The following is a 16,468-nucleotide window of genomic DNA, read 5'->3' as shown; positions in this document are numbered from 1 at the left end:
AGCCCTGCGGCGCGCCCGTGTCGACTGTAGGATCCGCACGAACATCTGTCGGATACCCACGCTCGGAGGTTGGGCACACGTGAAAAAGCTTGTCGTTGGTGCCGGAGCTGCAGTTGCCACCGGTGCGGCCGTGTCCCTGCTGTTCGGTGCAGGTGTCGCGGCTGCCGCACCTGATGTGGTCGGCCAGACCTACTCGGACGCTTCGAGCGCGATCGAGAACAGCGGCTCCAGCGCGAAGGTTGCGGTCACCGTCGGCAGCAAGCTGTCGCAGGACGAGTGCATTGTCACCAACGCCTGGGACGCCCCGTTCGTGCGGGACGGCAATCACGCCTCCGGCGAGGTCATGGTCGCTTTGAACTGCGACGGCGCCCACGCCAGCGCCAACCACCCGGGCGCCTCGGTCGCGAGCCCGGCCGGCCGTGAGGCCAAGGCGGCTGATGATCTGGAGGCTGCGAAGCAGGAGTACGCCGAGCAGCAGGCCCAGCTCGCCGAGCAGGCCGAGCTCGCCGAGGTCAGCACGCCCGACGAGTAGCGGTTAAGTAGGGGTTAATTACTCGAAGTGAGCCCCACCGCCGACTAAAATCCACGTCAGCTCCCAAAGAGTCTTCTGTGGCACCCTGCCGCGGAACGAGGGGCAGCTGAAAGCATGGGCGAGAACCCTGGCACCCCACCTCTCCGGGAGAGATCACCGGACGGGGAAGGTCGGCCTAGATGAAGATCGCGATCGGGTTCGGAAGTGTCATCGGTGTATCCGCGGCGGGTTTTGCGTTCGCGGTGGTGGGTGCGGGGGCGGCCCAGGCGGCGCCGGATGTCGTGGGGCAGAAATACAGCGACGCTGTCACCGCCATCGAGGGCGGCGGAGGTACGGCGCACGTCGCTGTCACCGTGGGTAGCCGGTTGCCGCGCGACGAGTGCATCGTCACCAATGCCTGGACTGTCCGGCCGCTGGTGCCGCAGACGTCCGACACCTACTTCGAATACAAAGAAGACGTGACGCAGGTGGCGCTCAACTGCGACGGCGACCATGCCACCGAGACCCATCCGGGCGCGTCGGTCGCCAGCCCGGCGGGCCGTGAGGCCAAGGCCGCCGAAGATGAGGCGGCCGCGGCCCAGCAGGAGCCGATCGCCGAGGCCAGCACCCCTGACGAGTAGTTCTGGGGAGTTCCGTCAGAAACTGCCGACCCGCCCGAGCAGCATGTCGACGCAGTAGTCGATGAACTGTTCGCGGCTGGCCGGGAGTCTCTCGTCGAGATATGCGGTGAACAACGCGGTCAGGGCCCCGATCAGGCTGGTCGCGACCATGGCCTGACGCACCGGGTCGGCGATGCGGGTGAGTTTGCGTTGCAGCAGTCCGATGAAGTCGGGCATCCACTCCGCGCCCGAGCGGGTCAATACCGGTTCGGATTCCGGGGCGAGCAGCAGCACCCGGCCCCGGGTGGGGTCGTCGACCATGAGTGCGACGAATCGTTCCACCGCCTCGCGGGGAGTGACGGCGGTGGTCAGGGCTGACATCGCCCGAGCGCAGACGTCGTCGTAGACGGCCCGGACGAACGTGTCGCGGTCGCTGAAGCTCTCGTAGAAGTACCGTTCGGTGAGTTCGGCCGCGCGGCACACCGCACGGACCGTCAGGGCCGGGCCGTCGGCTTTGCCCAGCAAGGTGACGCCTGCGGCGATCAGTTCGTCGCGTCGACGCGCCGCGCGCTCCTGAAGCGGAACACCCGACCATCGGCCGCGTCGTTGACCGGATGGCACATCTACTCCTAAGCTCTTGATGACAACGTCTGTAGTCACATTTGACAACAGGACATCGTCTTGCCGGCAGAAAGCGCACCTGTGACACAAGATACTTCTGAGACATGCCCCGTGACCAGCGGATCCGCTGCCGTGGCGGCGGGTTGTCCGGCCGCCCCGGGTGGCTATGAGGCGCCGCCGATCCCGCTCGGGCCGGATTCGCTCACGTGGAAGTACTTCGGCGACTGGCGGGGCATGCTCCAGGGGCCGTGGGCCGGGTCGATGCAGAACATGCACCCGCAGCTCGGCGCGGCGGTGACGGAGCACTCGATCTTCTTCCAGGAACGTTGGCCCCGCCTGTTGCGCTCGCTGTATCCCATCGGTGGCGTGGTGTTCGACGGAGACCGTGCGCCGCAGACCGGTGCCGAGGTGCGCGACTACCACGTGAACATCAAGGGGATCGACGCTCAGGGGCGCCGCTACCACGCGTTGAATCCCGAGGTCTTCTACTGGGCGCATTCGACGTTCTTCGTCGGCACGATCATCGTCGCGGACCGGCTCGCGGGCGGGATCTCCGAGGCTGACAAGCGGCAGCTGTTCGAGGAGCACAAGCAGTGGTACTCGATGTACGGGATGACCATGCGTCCCGTGCCGGAAACCTGGGAGGACTTCCAGGTTTACTGGGAACACATGTGCCGCAACGTATTAGAGAACAACCAGGCGGCCCGCGATGTGTTGGATCTGAGTGAGCTGCCGAAGCCGCCGTTCGCGTCGAAGATGCCGGATTGGATGTGGGCGCTGCAGCGTAAGCATGTGGTGCACCCGTTGTTCGTGTGGTTCACCATCGGCCTGTACCACCCGGCAGTGCGAGAGCTGATGGGATACACCTGGTCTGAGCGCGACGAGAAGATACATCGACTGCTGGGCAAGGTGATCGGCAAGGTTTTCAAACTGGTGCCCGCCCGGCAGCGCATGCATCCACGGGCCCGCAGCGCGTGGGACCGCGTCACCGGCCGCATCCCGGCCGACGCTCCGCTGGTGCACACCCCGGCCCGCAACCTGCCGCCGATCGGGCACCGCGACAACGGGATGCACTACTGCCCCAAGGTGTAGCGCCTTGCGTCAGAGCCTCGTTCGTGGGCCTCAGCGCCCGACGAACGGGGCGTTCTGCGGGCAGTAGACCTTGACCGCACCCCGCACCAGATTCGCGGCCTGGTGTTTGTCGATACCGGCCTGATTCATCAGCTGGCTGATGACTCCCCGCACCGTCCGTGCGGGTTCGATCTTGCCCTTGGTGAGCGCGTCGCAGACTCCGCGACCGACCTGGCCGGCTTCCTCGGCCGAGGTGGTGGGGATGTTCAGGTCTTTGACGATGGTGAAGAACTGGTCATCCTGAGCGTCTGCGTGGGCCGGTGCCACCCCGAATGCGGCGCTTGCGGCCAGCGCGGCAGCACCGATCGCGGTGGCCATGACTCGAGTGCGCGGGCGCCGGGACAACATCGGTGACTCCTTCATTCCAACTGCCGATCCCCGGCTACAACGATAAACGGGAGTGGCCCGTGGTGCTTGTGGGTTGAGCCACGCGTCACCTGTGAACCGCACCGGACCCGCCTCGCGGCGGGTGTGTGGTGCCCCCAGTAGGGCTCGAACCTACGACCTGCGGATTAAAAGTCCGTAGCTCTACCAACTGAGCTATAGGGGCGCGAGAAGACAGGGTACAAGATGGATGAAATTGGTGTTGCGACCACCGGGTTTGAAGATTTGGGCATCCGTACCCTAAGCTATCGAAGCTCCCAACGGACACGTTGTGAACACCCCGGAGAGATTCGGATTAGGCCCCCATCGTCTAGTGGCCTAGGACGCCGCCCTTTCACGGCGGTAGCACGGGTTCGAATCCCGTTGGGGGTACGCATCGCGGAAACGCGGAGCACGCAGGAAAGCAAGGCCCTGTGGCGCAGTTGGTTAGCGCGCCGCCCTGTCACGGCGGAGGTCGCGGGTTCGAGTCCCGTCAGGGTCGCCATCACGGCGAGGCAGTTCGGTTTGCAAGAGCCGGTGCCTTCCGGCCAGGTAGCTCAGTTGGTACGAGCGTCCGCCTGAAAAGCGGAAGGTCGCCGGTTCGATCCCGGCCCTGGCCACCACAAAAGCCACCTGGTGACAGGTGGTCTTTTTTGTTTCCGGTCAGCTGCGGTGCGCACGTACCCTCTCCAGCATGACCGACGGGTTCCTCGAGGAACTGGAAGCCCATGCCGAAGTTCGTCTCGGATTGCCTGCGGCCAACGCATTGGGGATGCTGCGCGATAGTTGGGTGCTCGTCGGAGACGATCACGATGTCCTGCGCGCACTGATCGAGCAGCTGAGCCGGGACGGCGAGTACCTCGGTTTCGCCCGCAAGGTCCTTGCGCTCGCGGATTCGCGGCTGGCTGCGATCCACGAAGGGACCGAGCCGTTCGTCGCCGACAAGGCGTTCAGCCCGGCCGACGCGCGGGTGATCGAGCGCGCTGCGCTTGTCGCGCTCACTCTGGACGCCGACTGGGCGGAGCCGATTCCCCGAATTCTCGGCAGGGCCGCCATCGCGCCCCAAGCGGCAGCCAAATCAGCGCCGTCACAGGCGGCGGCTTTCGCGCTTGCCCGCGCCATCATGGCCGCGCCGACCCCTGAGAGTGTGGCGGGCCTCGCCGACACCACGCGCGACGTACGGCACGCCGGGATCAAGAAGAAGTTCACCAGGTACATGAAGGAGGCCCGTCGAGCGCTGGCCGGGCGCCCGGACGTCGCCTTGCGGCTACCGTTCGAAACCGCCCCCTCAAAGGCCCAATTGACCACGTGGACCAAGGCACTGGAGGCAGGGTGGCTCGTCTCCGCGTCGTGGTCGTATCCGACGTGGTTCGACGCTGCATTCGCCGCCCCGGTCGCTCCGATCAGCAAGAGCCTCGTCTGGCAGGTCGTCGACGGGCCGGCATTCCTCGGCGGGCCAGGCGAATTCACCGACGTGGCGGGCCGGCCGTTCGTCGTCCCGGCCACCGCGAGGATTCGACTTTGGCACCCCGCCGCGGCGACTCCCGACGAACGGAGCGCGTGGCGCGATCGCGTCCGGAACCTGCAACTGGTGCAGCCGTTCGCGCAGGTGTTTCGGGAGCACTACACAAATGCCGACGCCGACCGGTTGATCGCCGATCAGGCGGTTCTGAATGCGCGACAGCTGACCGGTCTGTATCGAGCGGAGGGCTGGACCAGCGCAGGCCACGAAACGATCACCCGACGGGTGGGGACGGTGGGCGCGGAGATGTGGTTCGACGGCTCGGTGTACCCGGGCGCGGGCTTGGAGACATGCAGTGCAGCAGGCCTACGCGTCGGAGCACTGGGAATGGCCGCAGACGGCTCCGTGACGATTGCCACCGAGGGATGCGACGACGTGCCTGCCGTGTCCGAGATCATTCGCTCGGCCGATCTGATTCTCAGTGCCTCCACTGTCGCGATCGAGGGCGGATCCGAATCCGGCGGCTCGTCCACCCAGTCACCCGCGGGAGTCCTCGCGACGCGGCGGGTGATCCTGGAGCACATCCTGGCCGAGTTCACGTCAGCCGAGCCGGTCCGGATCGGCCAAAGGCACCTGGAGGTCAACGGATTCAGGATCAGCCTGACCACGGGCCGTGTCACGCGGGACGGTGACCCCGTCGACGTCACACCGAAGAAGCGCCACGGCGTGTGGCAACCGGCCTCAGATCGACTGCTGACAACGATCGTCGGAACCGTCGCGGCGCTTCTCGATTAGATCTGCCAATCGTTGGAGCCATCGTGCCGGGAGTAGGTGCCGGTGGAGTTCTGAACGATGATGGGATCGCCGGCGCCGAAGTTGTCGAAGAACCACCTCGCGTTGGCCGGGCTGATGTTGATGCAGCCGTGACTGACGTCGCGCTTGCCCTGATCGTCCACCGACCACGGAGCGCTGTGCACGAAGTCGCCGCTGTCGTCGAACCGGACGGCCAACTCGACCGTCACCTTGTAGCCGTACGTCGAGTTGACCGGGACACCGTAGGTCGACGAATCCATCACCACCGACGGCATTTTTTCTTGAACGTAGTAGGTGCCGTTCGGAGTCTGGTGGCCGCCGGCTGCCATACCCATCGACATCGGGATGGTTTTCTCCACGGCCCCGTTGCGGGTGACGGTCAGTTGGTGTGTGGAGTCGTTGGCCGTGGCCACCAGCGCGTCCCCGGTCTTGAAGTTGGACACCGTGCCGGCGGCATCGACGGTGACCGCGGTGTGGGCGGGCCAGAAGCTCAGCGGACGCCAACGCAGCTGCGTGGGGGTCATCCAGTAGAACTTGCCGGGAACTTCCGGGACCGACGAGACATGGATGGCGTTTTCGGTGGCACCGGCGTCGTCGACGGGGCCGGGGAAGTTGATGATGATCGGCTGGGCCACACCGACGGTCGAGCCGTCGACGGGGACGAGCCTCGGTGGCTCGAACGGCCCCGGATCTGCCTGCGCAGCACCGGCACCCAACATGAACGCACAGCCCACCATCGAAGCCGCTCCGGCCGCCTTCAAAGCGCCGAAAAGTCTTCCCCTCGTCCAGTCACTCATCTCACCATCGTGTCACGCTGGTCAGGCCTGTCCGGTGTTTCAGAGGCACACCGACCACCACCGGCGCGGACGAGGGGTGGCACCTGAGTGCGCGTCGCGTTTGTGTCGACACACCTCGCCGGCCGCGGCCACTGCCGTCGGATCGAAGCCGGGTGGCACGGGGCCGCCGGTCACCAGCGCCCGGACCAGGGCTTCCTGCCGCTGAGCCAAGGTGTCTCTCATGCCCACGCCTCCCTCGCCCCGGCGGTGATCGATGGAGCTCCGGCCGCCGTGGCGATCGCGTCCAGCTCATCGAAAAGCTCTGCGGCGGGTGGGAACCGGCCGTCGCGCTCCAGCATGAACGGGGTATCGACCCGTTCCCGCAGCGCTGTGACCAGGTCCAGCACCTCCGTCGGAGTCCGATCGGTGTGGGTGTCGTGGTAGAAGTCCTCGCCCTCCCGACCGCCCGCGACGTGGCTGTAGGCCACCCGCTCCACCGGCAGGCGCGCGATCTCCCGCAGTGGATCACGTCCACGGTTGCGGGCGTTGGCGTAGACGTTCGCCACATCGAGGACCAGTAGCACCCCGGTGCATTCCACCAACTCGGTGAGGAACTCCGATTCGGTGAGATCGGACTCCGGCCATTCCACAAACGAGGCGATGTTCTCCACCGCGAGCGGCACCGGCAGTTCGCGCCGGGTGCGGTCGATATTCGCCGTCAGCACGTCGAGCGCCTCCCGGGTGCGTGGCACCGGAAGGAGATGCCCGGCCTCGATCCCGCCGGCCCGGACGAAGGCGATGTGCTCGCTGACCACCGGAGCGTCGAGCGCTTCTGCGCAGGCGGCCAGCCGCCGGACCCGCCTGGGCTGCACGGGTTCTGCGCCGCCCAGCGAGAGTGCGACGCCGTGGGGTACCACCGGAACACCGCGGGCGACCAGATCCGCCAGGGCCGGTTCGGGCCGGGCTCGACGGCGGCGGACCGGGATCGATTCGGCGATCACCTCGCAGAACCCGGGCCGCAGATCGGTGATCACCCCGGCGATCTCACGCCGCCAGCCGATACCCACGTCGCCCAGGGCGGGCACGGTGCGGGTCGCGGTGCTCATCCGCCGCAACCTCCGCACCCGCCACAACCACCGCACCCACTGCAACCGCCGCCGCCGTCGCCCCCGCAGGACGCACCGCAGCCGCCGCCGTCGGCTCCGCTGGAGGAGCTGCCGGCCAGCTGCACGGAGGTCGAGTAGTCGGCGTCCAGCGCCCACAGCGCGCCGGTACCGAACAGTGCCACCGACATCGCCACCGCCGCCGGACCGTAGGTGTCGAAGGCGGGCTGCTTCGCCGGTTCCAGATAAGCCAGTTCCTTCTGTTGGGCGGCCAGTAACCGACGGCCCGCGCGGGTCAGGCGGTCGACGCCGAGCAGGTGTGGGAGCACGAGTGCTGCGTACAGGACCGTGGCGAGCACAACCGCGGTGAACGTGACCGCGTGGATCGGGTGGTCGGACAACTGGGTCGCCAGGTACACGCCGTAGCCGATACCGAGCGTCATCACCACGATCGACGGCGCTGTGCCCCAGCGCATGCGGGCCCGTTCGGCCCCGGTCCGCACCAGGCCGCGCCGGCTCAGTTGCTCTTCGAGCGCAGCGAGTTCGTCCCGCGATGCGGCATACAGACCCGGCACGGTGTGCTCCGGATCGGCGGCGACCCGTTCCAGTACCTGCCCGGTGAACCGGTCGGTCTCCGGGCTGGGCACGGCGCGGTCCACCCGTCCGTCCGCGGTGATCCGTCCGGTGGCGCGCAGGCTTGCGAGTGATGTCACCACCGGGGCGATGTCCGATCGCAGGAATGCCAGCTCGGACGCGCTGATCGGTTCCGTCACCGCAGGCCGCCGCGGAGTCATGGCGATCCGCCAGACCACCGCGCAGACGATCGCGGTTGCCAATGCGGCCAGATATCCGTACCCCACTGGGGTTATCGCCTCGGCGTACCGATCAAGCAGGTTCTCGATCGACATCACATCACCTCCTGGTGTTCGGTTTGGATCACCTTGCTCGCGTCAATGCCCCTTACCGGTCACAACTTTCAGGCGAAACCCCGGTCGTGCGGCGCCGCTGAACCAGCCAGCGTGCACGGCGGGGGACAGGGGCCGTTGAGGACTTGGTGGCTGTTGTCTGAGGATGAGGAAAATCCGTGCTGTCACCGGGTGAGCAGGTCGGCAGGCGCGGATGCCACATCCGTCCGATCGGTAACATCAACCCCATGGGCAACGGCATTCACAAGCGTCGCGGCTGTCGGGAGTGAAATGCGCAACTGCCTGAGGGTTCTCGTCGTCGCGCTGGCATGCGCACTGACCCTGACCGCTAGTCCGGTGACCGCGCAGGCCGTCCCGCCCGTGGCCGGCAAGGATTTCACCAAACCCGCCATCGTCATCCTCGGGTACGGGCTGAAACCCGATGGCTCCATGCGCGCCATCCTGTACCACCGCGTCCTCACCGGCCTCGCGATCGCGCAGGCGTTTCCGCAGTCTCCGGTCATCGTCACCGGCGGCAATCCGCAGAACGGTCAAACCGAGGCCGCGCAGATGCGCAATCTGCTTGTCATGCTTGGTCTTCCGGCCCGCCGCATCATCGTCGAGGACCGGGCGAACAGCACCGTGCAGAACGCGCAGTTCTCGGTTCCACTGGCGAAGAAGGCCGGCGCCACCGGCATCATCGTGGTGACGTCGTCGACGCATCAGGGCCGCGCCGATCAGAACTTCGCCGACGCCGGCGGCAATGTGCTGGCCACGGTGAGCTTCCCCGACGGCAATCCGTCGGTGAACATCGCCCAGTTCGTGCGTGATGTGCTGAGTCCATTGACGCCGATCGGTTGACCACCGGGTTACGCTGCGGGAATGGGCAGGATCGTCATCGGGGTCTGTGCGCTGGCCGTGTTGCTGGCGCCGTCTGCCGCTGCGGAACCGGCAGCCCTGGATCCGACCGGGAATCGTTCCGGTGGGCCGGTGCCCACAGTCAACGGGGTTCCGTGCGTGGGCGGCAACCTGGGTGTCTGTCTGAGTTTCCGGCAGAACCGTCCACCGGCCGCCAGTCCGGGTGCACGGTCCAGTGTTGGCCACACCCCCACCGTGCGTCGCTGATCGGCACTACCATGACAGCCCGAGATGAACAGTCCCACGACGTCGGTTGACGCCGACAAGAGCGCGTTCCGGTCGCGCCTGCTCGCCGCCATGAACGAATCGATCGTCGAGGACGGCTATCAGAACACCACCGTCGCTGACATCGTGCGCCGGGCGAAGACTTCGCGCCGTACCTTCTACGAACATTTCGCCAGCCGTGAAGAGTGCTTTGTCGCGCTGCTGACCAGCGTCAATACCCAGCATGTGCGTGAGGTCGCGGGAGGAGTCGACCGGAGCGCGTCCTGGCAGGACCAGGTCCGTCAGGCGGTCGAGGCGTGGATCGCCTCCTACGAGGCCAATCCGGAGCTGATGCTGGCCTGGATTCGCGATCTGCCGACGCTGGGTACCGCGGCGCGGGCGCTGCAACGCGAGTCGATGGAGCATTTCATCGCCATGGTGCAGGCCATGACGAACAACGAAGCGTTCCGCGCGGCCGGGGTGTCGATCTCGCGGCGTCGGATCATCATGATGATCGGCGGGTTGCGTGAACTCACCGCGATCACCGTGGAGAGCGGGGACCAGGTGGGGGAGATCACCGAGGACGCGGTGCTGGCGTGCACTGCGATGCTGACGCCGCTCAGCTGACGGGGACCGCCGCCTGTTGGTGTCGGCGCTGCCGTTCGATCGTGGCGAAGTAGAAGGCGAACGCGAACGCGAAGCTGGTGAACAGGCTCGCCACGAAGAACAGCCAGGGGTGGCGGATGCCGCGGCGCAGCCCGTCGATGATCGTAAACAGCGGCAGCAGTATGACATTGGCGATCGTGTAGTCGGCGCTGGCCGAGCCGGCCGCGGGGTTGGTGTACCCGAGCGCGATGAACTCTTGCCAACTTCCCGGGCCCCAGATCGGGTTGCCGTCCGGTTGGGCGTACTGCGCGACGAACTTCATGTTGAAGTACCAGCAGATCGGGATCGAGGCGAGGCCGACGACGTAGTACGCCAGCTCGACGCGGGACAGCGCCGGCCCGGGCGGGCGCGAGAAGACATGCGGATTGAGGCGGATGACGAGCGCGACGACGGCCACGCCCAGAACTGCATGAACGATGATCGACACCATGGCGTGAGCACACTCTCGATCCCAAGTTTTGTCAATATTGACATTTGTGTGTCCGGGGATCGATCGGCCGTGCGGTAATTTCACTGCCATGGCCAGACCCGCGCAGACCGCGCGCAGTGAACGCACCCGCGAGGCGCTGCGCCAGGCCGCGTTGGTGCGGTTCCTGGCCCAGGGGGTCGAGGACACCTCGGCAGAACAGATCGCTGCCGACGCCGGGGTGTCGCTGCGCACGTTCTACCGGCACTTCACCTCCAAACACGACCTGCTGTTCGCCGATTACGACGCTGGCCTGCACTGGTTCCGAGCCGCGCTGGCCGAGCGGCCGGCCACCGAATCGATCCTCGACTCGGTGCAGTCCGCGGTCCTGGCCTTCCCGTATGACGTCGATGCGGTGACGAAGATCGCCGGCATGCGTGCGGTCGAACTCGACCCCGACCGGATCGTGCGGCACATCCGTCAGGTGGAATCCGACTTCGCTGATGCGGTGGCCGAGCTGCTGGTGTCGCGCCAGGGCCGAATGCCGCAGGGGGATGACCGGCTGCGGATCGTGGTGACGGCTCGATGCGTCGCCGCCGCGGTGTTCGGCGCGATGGAGCTGTGGATGGTCGGCGATGAGGCGGGGGAGCGAACGCTCCCCGAACTGGCGCGGATGTGCCGGACCGCGCTGGAAGGGCTGCGCACCGGGCTGGCGTGATGTTTTGTCATTATTGACAAAACATCCAGCTCGGTGTCAGCCTCAGTCGATGGCGGACTACGACGCGATCGTGATCGGGGCCGGGCACAACGGGCTGGCCGCTGCGGCCCTCTTGGCGCGGGCGGGAATGCGCACCCTGTGCCTGGAGGCCAAGAGATACGCCGGCGGTATGGCTTCGACCGTCGAGTTGTTCGACGGCTACCGGTTCGAGATCGCCGGGTCCCTGCAGTTCCCCACCTCGGCGGTGGTCAGCACCGAACTCGGGCTGGATACCTTGCCGACAGTGGACCTGGAGGTCATGTCGGTGTCTCTGCGCGGAATCGGTGACCCGCCGGTGGTCTATTACGCCGATCCGATGAAGATGCTCGCCCATCTCGGTGAGGTCCACGGCGCCGACGCGGTGGCCGGGATGGCCGGCCTGATGGCGTGGAGCCTGGCGCCCACCCGGGCGCTGGGCCGATTCGACGCGGGGCGTCCGCCCCGCACGCTCGATGAGATGTATGCCTGTGCGACAACGGAATCCGAACGTTCCGCGATCGATGACCTGCTGTTCGGATCGGTAAGCGGTGTCTTGGACCGGTATCTGCCGGACCGGGACAAGCACGGCGCGTTGCGCGGCATGCTGGCCTTCCTGGCGGTCAACACGACCTACCGCGGGCCCGAGACGCCGGGCAGCGCGGCCGCCCTCGCCTACGGACTCGCGGTGCCCGACGAGAACGCCATGCTGATGAAGAAACTGGTGGGCGGTATCGGTGCCTTGACCGACCATCTGCATGCACTGCTGACCGCCGCCGGTGGTGAGTTGCGGTTGCGCAGCAGCGTGGATCGGATATCGGTCGATGGCGGCCGGATCACCGGAGTGCGACTGGCTGACGGTACGGCGATCACCGCGCCCGTTGTGGTGTCGGCGATCGCCCCGGACACGACGGTCACCAAGTTGATCGACGCCGAGGCACTGCCCGCCGAGGTGCGCGAGCGGTTCACCCGCATCGACCATCGCGGTAGCTACCTGCAGATGCATTTCGCTCTCGACGGAGCCCCTACCTTCGATGCCCCGTACGAGATGCTCAACGACCCTGAGATGCAGGCTGCCATCGGCCTTTTCAGCACTCCGGAAGAACTGCAGCAGCAGTGGCAGGATGCCCGCCGCGGGATCGTGCCCGCCGATCCCGCGATCGCCTTCCAGATTCCGTCGGCCCACGATCCGACGCTGGCCCCGGCGGGCAAACACGCGGCTTCGGCGTTCGCGCTGTGGTTCCCGGTCGAGGAGTCCACGTCCGGGTACGGCGAGCTGAAGGCCGAGATGGGCCGACGCGTGATCGAGAAGATCACCAGATTGGCACCGGATTTCGAGCGCCGGATCATCCGGCACACCACGTTCACCCCGCGGCACATGGGCACCATGTTCGGCGCACCGGGCGGCGACTACTGCCACGGGCTGATCCATCCCGAGCAGATGGGTCCCAACCGGCCTGGCCCCAAAGGATATGTCGGCCAACCGCTTCCCGTTGACGGTCTCTATTTGGCCAGTGCCGGGTGCCACGGCGGACCGGGAATCACCTTCATCCCCGGCTACAACGCCGCCAAGGCCGTGCTGGGCGATTAGCGGTTACGCAGCTGTTCGGCCCAGTCTCTGGGCACGCGCCCTTTCGGGCCCGGCACCGGCTGATCTTTCGGATGATGATGCGGCGGGGCGAGTTCGGGCCCGTCGGCGTAGTCGTTGGTCTCGAAGTTCCAGAACCAGCTCTCGCCCGGCTCGAACGAGCGGATGACCGGATGCCCCGTCTCACGCCAGTGCGCCGACGCATGACGGGCCAGCGAGTCGTCACAGCAACCGATATGCCCGCACGCCGCACACCGCCGAAGATGCACCCACCAGCCATGCGCGGCGGTGCACTCCGCACATCCGGTTCCGCTGGGCCGAGCAGTGGGATCAACGGCATTGCTCATATCCCCGAGCGTAGCCCCGAGTAATCTCACCGCATGGCAACCAGCGATTCCCGTGAAGTAGTGATCGAGGCGACCCCGCAGGAGATCCTCGACGTCGTCGCCGATGTCGAGGCGACGCCGACCTGGTCGCCGCAATACCAGCGTGCCGAGGTACTCGAGTCCTACGACGACGGCCGGCCCAAGCAGGTCAAGATGACGGTCAAGGCAGCCGGGCTGACCGATGAGCAGGTCATCGAATACACCTGGAGCGAGAACAAGGTCAGCTGGACGCTGGTGCGCGCCGGCCAGCTCAAGGCCCAGGACGCCAGCTACACCCTGACCCCCGAGGGCGACAAGACCAGGGTCCGGTTCGACATCACGATCGATCTGTCGGTGCCGCTGCCGGGCTTCATTCTGAAGCGGACCATGAAGGGTGGCGTGGAGACCGCCACCGAAGGTCTGCGCAAGCAGGTGCTCAAGGTCAAGAAGGGGTAGACAGCCGCCGGATTAGCTCGAATTGGCGTCCGAGGCGGATTGCGCCAACTCGGCCAGAAGGGGCGGGATGTCCATCCGGCCCAGCATCACCTCGACGAACACCATGCGGTCCGGTGTGGCCGCCGCCGTTCTCAGCGCGTCGTCGAGCTCACCGTAGGTGCTGACCCGGAAGGTGAGCGCATCGGCGACTCCGAGCGCCGCGGGTAGCTCTGTCCAGCGCCAGCCGGTGATGTCGTTGTATTCGGCTGTGACACCGTGGATTGCGCGTTCCACGGTGTAGCCGTCGTTGTTGACCACCACCACGACGGGGGACAGGCCCTCGCGGCCGAAGGCGCCCAGTTCCTGGATGGTCAGCTGGGCGGCACCGTCACCGATGAGCAGCACCGTCCGGCGGTCCCGGGCGGCAAGCCCGGCGCCGAGTGCGGCAGGCAGGGCGTAGCCGATCGAGCCCCACAGCGGTTGGCCGATGAACGTCACCTCGGAGGCCAATCGGTGTCCGGCCATCCCGTAGAACGACGTTCCCTGATCGGCGAGCACCACATTTCCCGGGGTAAGTGCTTCAGAAAGCCTGTCCCACAGCACTTCCTGGGTCAGTGCCGCATCCCGGCCGGGTGGGTCGGTGTGCGGCCGGGTGGGATGCGGCGGCAGCGCCGGTGAGGTGATGCCGCGCTCGGTGAGGATCGCGGTGACCGCGTCGAGCGCAGCCGACATGTCCAGCGGGGCGTAGACCTGTCCGGCCACCACACTCTGGTTGACGCCGATGTCGATGGTGCGGGCCGGGTCGATGCGTTGGCTGAAGAACCCGCTGACCATGTCGGTGAACAACACCCCCGCGGTCACCAGCACGGGAGCGTCCTCGATCGCCTCGCGCACCGAATCCTCGCTGGCCGCACCGGCATAGATGCCCAGATAGTTGGGTGAGCTCTCATCGACGAGGCTCTTGCCCCACATCAGGGTGGCGTGGGCGACGGTGTCGGCGGCGAGCAGCGCGTTGAGTTCGTCGACGCAGTCCAGGCGGTGCACCAGGAAATCGGCGAGAACGGTCAGCCGGTGGTCTGCGATCATCTCGGCGGCCGCCGCGGTGAACATGGACAGGGCGCGCGGACTCGTACCGCCGGTGTAGCGGGGCAGCGGCGCGGCGGGAGGTTCGGTGGGGAATCGGGCCACATCCGTCGCGATCAGCAGGTAGCCGGGCCGCTTCTGCTCACGCACCTCCGAGAGCACCCGGTCGATCTCCCGCGTCGCCGTCGCGGGCGCCAGATTCGCCTGCGCACAGGTGATTTCGCGGCTCATCCGCAGGAAGTGTTCGAAGTCTCCGTCGCCGAGCGTGTGGTGCACGATGCGCCGCGCACCCTGGGAGTCCTTGGACGGTGCGCCGACGATGTGGACCACCGGCACGTGTTCGGCGTAGCTGCCCGCAATCGCATTGGCCGCCGACAATTCGCCGACCCCGAATGTGGTGACCAGCGCGGCCATGCCGCGTAGCCGGCCGTAGCCGTCGGCGGCGTACCCGGCGTTGAGTTCGTTGGCGCCGCCGATCCACTTCATCTTCGGGTGGTCCAGGATGTGGTCGAGGAATTCCAGCTGATAATCGCCGGGGACGCCGAAGACCTCGGTCACCCCGAGTTCAGCGAGGCGGTCCAGGAGATAGTCACCGACCGTGTAGCCGTTGTCGCCCATCCCTTAGTGTGCCTCGCATGACCAACACCGGACCGCTCGCCGGAGTGCGAGTTATCGAACTCGGCGGCATCGGCCCCGGGCCACACGCCGCGATGATGCTGTCGGACCTGGGTGCCGATGTGGTGCGGGTGCGCCGGCCGGGTGGCCTGACCATGCCCGCCGAGAACGTCGACCTGCTGCACCGCGGCAAGCGCATCGTGGACCTGGACGTCAAGGCCGAACCGGGAAGGCTGCTGGATCTGGTCGCCAAAGCCGATGTGCTGTTGGACTGTTTCCGGCCGGGCACCTGTGAGCGGCTCGGTATCGGTCCGGCCGAGTGCGAGGCCGTCAACCCGCGGCTGATCTTCGCCCGGATCACCGGCTGGGGTCAGGACGGCCCGCTGGCCACCACGGCCGGCCACGACATCAACTACCTGTCGCAGACGGGTGCGCTCTCGGCGATCGGCTACCGCGACCGCCCGCCGGTGGCCCCGCTCAACCTCGTCGCCGATTTCGGCGGCGGCTCGATGCTCGTCGTCATCGGCATCGTCACCGCGCTCTACGAGCGCGAGCTCTCCGGCAAGGGCCAGGTCATCGACGCCGCGATGGTCGATGGGGTCAGCATGCTGGCGCAGATGATGTGGACCATGCGGGCCACCGGATCGTTGCGCGACGAACGCGAGTCGTTCCTGCTCGACGGCGGCGCCCCGTACTACCGGACCTACGAGACCTCCGACGGCGGCTACATGGCGGTCGGGTCGATCGAGCCGCAGTTCTTCGCGCAGTTGGTCGCCGGTCTCGGCCTGGACGCCGGCGAGATCCCCGGGCAGTTCGAACTGGCCCGCTACGACGAGATGCGGGCCATCTTCACCGAGCGGTTCGCCAGCAAGACGCGCGACGAGTGGACCGCGATCTTCGACGGCACCGACGCCTGCGTGACACCGGTGCTGACCTGGGGTGAGGCCGCCAAGAGTGAGCATCTGCTGGACCGGTCGACACTGATCTCCGTCGACGGTGTCGCGCAGGCCGCCCCGGCTCCGCGGTTCTCCCGGACGGCGCCGGGAACACCCGGGCAGCCGCCGCAGTCGAGCACCGATATCGCCGACATCGGCTGGGACTAGGAGCGCCTGAGGTCTTTGGTCCCTGGCCATAGTGACGCGCAGCCGCC

General features: G+C 66.8%; 20 protein-coding genes and 4 tRNA genes. 14 read left to right on the top strand and 10 right to left on the bottom strand.

What is annotated here, in order from left to right; all coding sequences use genetic code 11:
- Positions 1-79 precede the first annotated feature (79 nt).
- Both ACWEFV_RS17770 and ACWEFV_RS17765 read left to right on the top strand, forming a co-directional pair.
- On the top strand, positions 80-532 hold the full coding sequence (locus ACWEFV_RS17770) for a hypothetical protein (protein ID WP_450071112.1): 453 nt from the start codon (positions 80-82) through the stop codon (positions 530-532).
- A 179-nt stretch (positions 533-711) separates the two neighbouring features.
- On the top strand, positions 712-1,152 hold the full coding sequence (locus ACWEFV_RS17765) for a hypothetical protein (protein ID WP_135452552.1): 441 nt from the start codon (positions 712-714) through the stop codon (positions 1,150-1,152).
- A gap of 15 nt (positions 1,153-1,167) precedes the next feature.
- Here ACWEFV_RS17765 and ACWEFV_RS17760 read toward each other — a convergent pair whose 3' ends face one another.
- Positions 1,168-1,752 (bottom strand): TetR/AcrR family transcriptional regulator, encoded by a 585-nt coding sequence (locus tag ACWEFV_RS17760; protein WP_450071111.1) that lies wholly within the window; start codon positions 1,750-1,752, stop codon positions 1,168-1,170.
- Positions 1,753-1,833: 81 nt separating this feature from the next.
- Here ACWEFV_RS17760 and ACWEFV_RS17755 point away from each other — a divergent pair, with 81 nt between their 5' ends.
- Positions 1,834-2,844 carry an oxygenase MpaB family protein gene (locus ACWEFV_RS17755; protein ID WP_450071110.1) on the top strand — a complete coding sequence of 337 codons (1,011 nt, stop codon included), beginning with the start codon at positions 1,834-1,836 and terminating at the stop codon, positions 2,842-2,844.
- 30 nt (positions 2,845-2,874) lie between these two features.
- Here the strand turns inward: ACWEFV_RS17755 and ACWEFV_RS17750 are convergent, their stop codons facing one another.
- Both ACWEFV_RS17750 and ACWEFV_RS17745 read right to left on the bottom strand, forming a co-directional pair.
- Complete coding sequence (locus ACWEFV_RS17750; RefSeq protein ID WP_135452556.1) at positions 2,875-3,231, bottom strand: DUF732 domain-containing protein; 357 nt, start codon at positions 3,229-3,231, stop codon at positions 2,875-2,877.
- A 126-nt stretch (positions 3,232-3,357) separates the two neighbouring features.
- Positions 3,358-3,433 (bottom strand) — tRNA-Lys (locus ACWEFV_RS17745).
- A 133-nt stretch (positions 3,434-3,566) separates the two neighbouring features.
- On the opposite strand from ACWEFV_RS17745, the gene ACWEFV_RS17740 reads away from it, so the two are divergent.
- The 4 genes from ACWEFV_RS17740 to ACWEFV_RS17725 all read left to right on the top strand — a co-directional run bounded on the left by ACWEFV_RS17740 (position 3,567) and on the right by ACWEFV_RS17725 (position 5,503).
- Positions 3,567-3,639: transfer RNA gene (locus ACWEFV_RS17740), tRNA-Glu, on the top strand.
- Between the two features lie 35 nt (positions 3,640-3,674).
- Positions 3,675-3,751 (top strand) — tRNA-Asp (locus tag ACWEFV_RS17735).
- Between the two features lie 41 nt (positions 3,752-3,792).
- Positions 3,793-3,869, top strand: a tRNA-Phe gene (locus tag ACWEFV_RS17730).
- A gap of 71 nt (positions 3,870-3,940) precedes the next feature.
- Positions 3,941-5,503 (top strand): DUF4132 domain-containing protein, encoded by a 1,563-nt coding sequence (locus tag ACWEFV_RS17725; RefSeq protein WP_450071109.1) that lies wholly within the window; start codon positions 3,941-3,943, stop codon positions 5,501-5,503.
- Here the strand turns inward: ACWEFV_RS17725 and ACWEFV_RS17720 are convergent.
- Genes ACWEFV_RS17720 through ACWEFV_RS17705 form a run of 4 tightly spaced genes read right to left on the bottom strand, consistent with a single transcriptional unit; the run spans position 5,500 to position 8,308 of the window.
- Entirely contained in the window at positions 5,500-6,318 is an 819-nt protein-coding gene (locus ACWEFV_RS17720; protein WP_135452617.1) for a L,D-transpeptidase, read from the bottom strand. The genes ACWEFV_RS17725 and ACWEFV_RS17720 overlap by 4 nt on opposite strands.
- A gap of 39 nt (positions 6,319-6,357) precedes the next feature.
- Entirely contained in the window at positions 6,358-6,540 is a 183-nt protein-coding gene (locus ACWEFV_RS17715; protein WP_450071108.1) for a hypothetical protein, read from the bottom strand.
- Positions 6,537-7,403, bottom strand: coding sequence for a DUF692 domain-containing protein (locus tag ACWEFV_RS17710; protein ID WP_135452619.1), 867 nt, complete (start codon positions 7,401-7,403; stop codon positions 6,537-6,539). The genes ACWEFV_RS17715 and ACWEFV_RS17710 overlap by 4 nt, the downstream gene beginning before the upstream one ends.
- The gene (locus ACWEFV_RS17705) at positions 7,400-8,308 is read right to left on the bottom strand and encodes a TIGR04222 domain-containing membrane protein (protein WP_450071107.1); all 909 of its coding nucleotides are present in this window, start codon (positions 8,306-8,308) and stop codon (positions 7,400-7,402) included. The genes ACWEFV_RS17710 and ACWEFV_RS17705 overlap by 4 nt, the downstream gene beginning before the upstream one ends.
- Before the next feature lie 288 nt (positions 8,309-8,596).
- On the opposite strand from ACWEFV_RS17705, the gene ACWEFV_RS17700 reads away from it, so the two are divergent.
- The 3 genes from ACWEFV_RS17700 to ACWEFV_RS17690 are packed head-to-tail and all read left to right on the top strand — an operon-like array spanning position 8,597 to position 10,054.
- Complete coding sequence (locus tag ACWEFV_RS17700; RefSeq protein WP_135452621.1) at positions 8,597-9,166, top strand: YdcF family protein; 570 nt, start codon at positions 8,597-8,599, stop codon at positions 9,164-9,166.
- Between the two features lie 21 nt (positions 9,167-9,187).
- A complete protein-coding gene (locus ACWEFV_RS17695; protein WP_135452622.1) occupies positions 9,188-9,430 on the top strand; it encodes a hypothetical protein in 243 nt (80 codons plus the stop codon).
- Positions 9,431-9,454: 24 nt separating this feature from the next.
- Positions 9,455-10,054 (top strand): TetR/AcrR family transcriptional regulator, encoded by a 600-nt coding sequence (locus tag ACWEFV_RS17690; protein WP_135452623.1) that lies wholly within the window; start codon positions 9,455-9,457, stop codon positions 10,052-10,054.
- On the opposite strand, the gene ACWEFV_RS17685 is transcribed toward ACWEFV_RS17690, so the two are convergent.
- Positions 10,047-10,523, bottom strand: coding sequence for a DUF2834 domain-containing protein (locus ACWEFV_RS17685; protein WP_135452624.1), 477 nt, complete (start codon positions 10,521-10,523; stop codon positions 10,047-10,049). The two genes, ACWEFV_RS17690 and ACWEFV_RS17685, sit on opposite strands and share 8 nt — an antisense overlap.
- An 88-nt stretch (positions 10,524-10,611) precedes the next feature.
- Here ACWEFV_RS17685 and ACWEFV_RS17680 point away from each other — a divergent pair, with 88 nt between their 5' ends.
- Both ACWEFV_RS17680 and ACWEFV_RS17675 read left to right on the top strand, forming a co-directional pair.
- Entirely contained in the window at positions 10,612-11,217 is a 606-nt protein-coding gene (locus tag ACWEFV_RS17680) for a TetR/AcrR family transcriptional regulator (protein WP_450071106.1), read from the top strand.
- 49 nt (positions 11,218-11,266) lie between these two features.
- Positions 11,267-12,823: a phytoene desaturase family protein gene (locus ACWEFV_RS17675; protein WP_135452626.1), complete on the top strand. Its 1,557-nt coding sequence runs from the start codon at positions 11,267-11,269 to the stop codon at positions 12,821-12,823.
- Here ACWEFV_RS17675 and ACWEFV_RS17670 read toward each other — a convergent pair.
- On the bottom strand, positions 12,820-13,167 hold the full coding sequence (locus ACWEFV_RS17670) for a UBP-type zinc finger domain-containing protein (RefSeq protein ID WP_135452627.1): 348 nt from the start codon (positions 13,165-13,167) through the stop codon (positions 12,820-12,822). The genes ACWEFV_RS17675 and ACWEFV_RS17670 overlap by 4 nt on opposite strands.
- Before the next feature lie 33 nt (positions 13,168-13,200).
- On the opposite strand from ACWEFV_RS17670, the gene ACWEFV_RS17665 reads away from it, so the two are divergent.
- Positions 13,201-13,641: an SRPBCC family protein gene (locus ACWEFV_RS17665; RefSeq protein WP_135452628.1), complete on the top strand. Its 441-nt coding sequence runs from the start codon at positions 13,201-13,203 to the stop codon at positions 13,639-13,641.
- 12 nt (positions 13,642-13,653) lie between these two features.
- Here ACWEFV_RS17665 and ACWEFV_RS17660 read toward each other — a convergent pair whose 3' ends face one another.
- A complete protein-coding gene (locus ACWEFV_RS17660) occupies positions 13,654-15,321 on the bottom strand; it encodes an alpha-keto acid decarboxylase family protein (RefSeq protein WP_450071105.1) in 1,668 nt (555 codons plus the stop codon).
- A gap of 17 nt (positions 15,322-15,338) precedes the next feature.
- Here ACWEFV_RS17660 and ACWEFV_RS17655 point away from each other — a divergent pair, with 17 nt between their 5' ends.
- Positions 15,339-16,421: a CaiB/BaiF CoA transferase family protein gene (locus ACWEFV_RS17655; RefSeq protein ID WP_450071104.1), complete on the top strand. Its 1,083-nt coding sequence runs from the start codon at positions 15,339-15,341 to the stop codon at positions 16,419-16,421.
- Positions 16,422-16,468: the final 47 nt, after the last annotated feature.

Source organism: Mycobacterium sp. NPDC004974 (genome assembly GCF_053600815.1).
The sequence above is the reverse complement of the archived record's forward strand: the minus strand, read 5'-3'. Positions and strand labels throughout refer to the sequence as shown.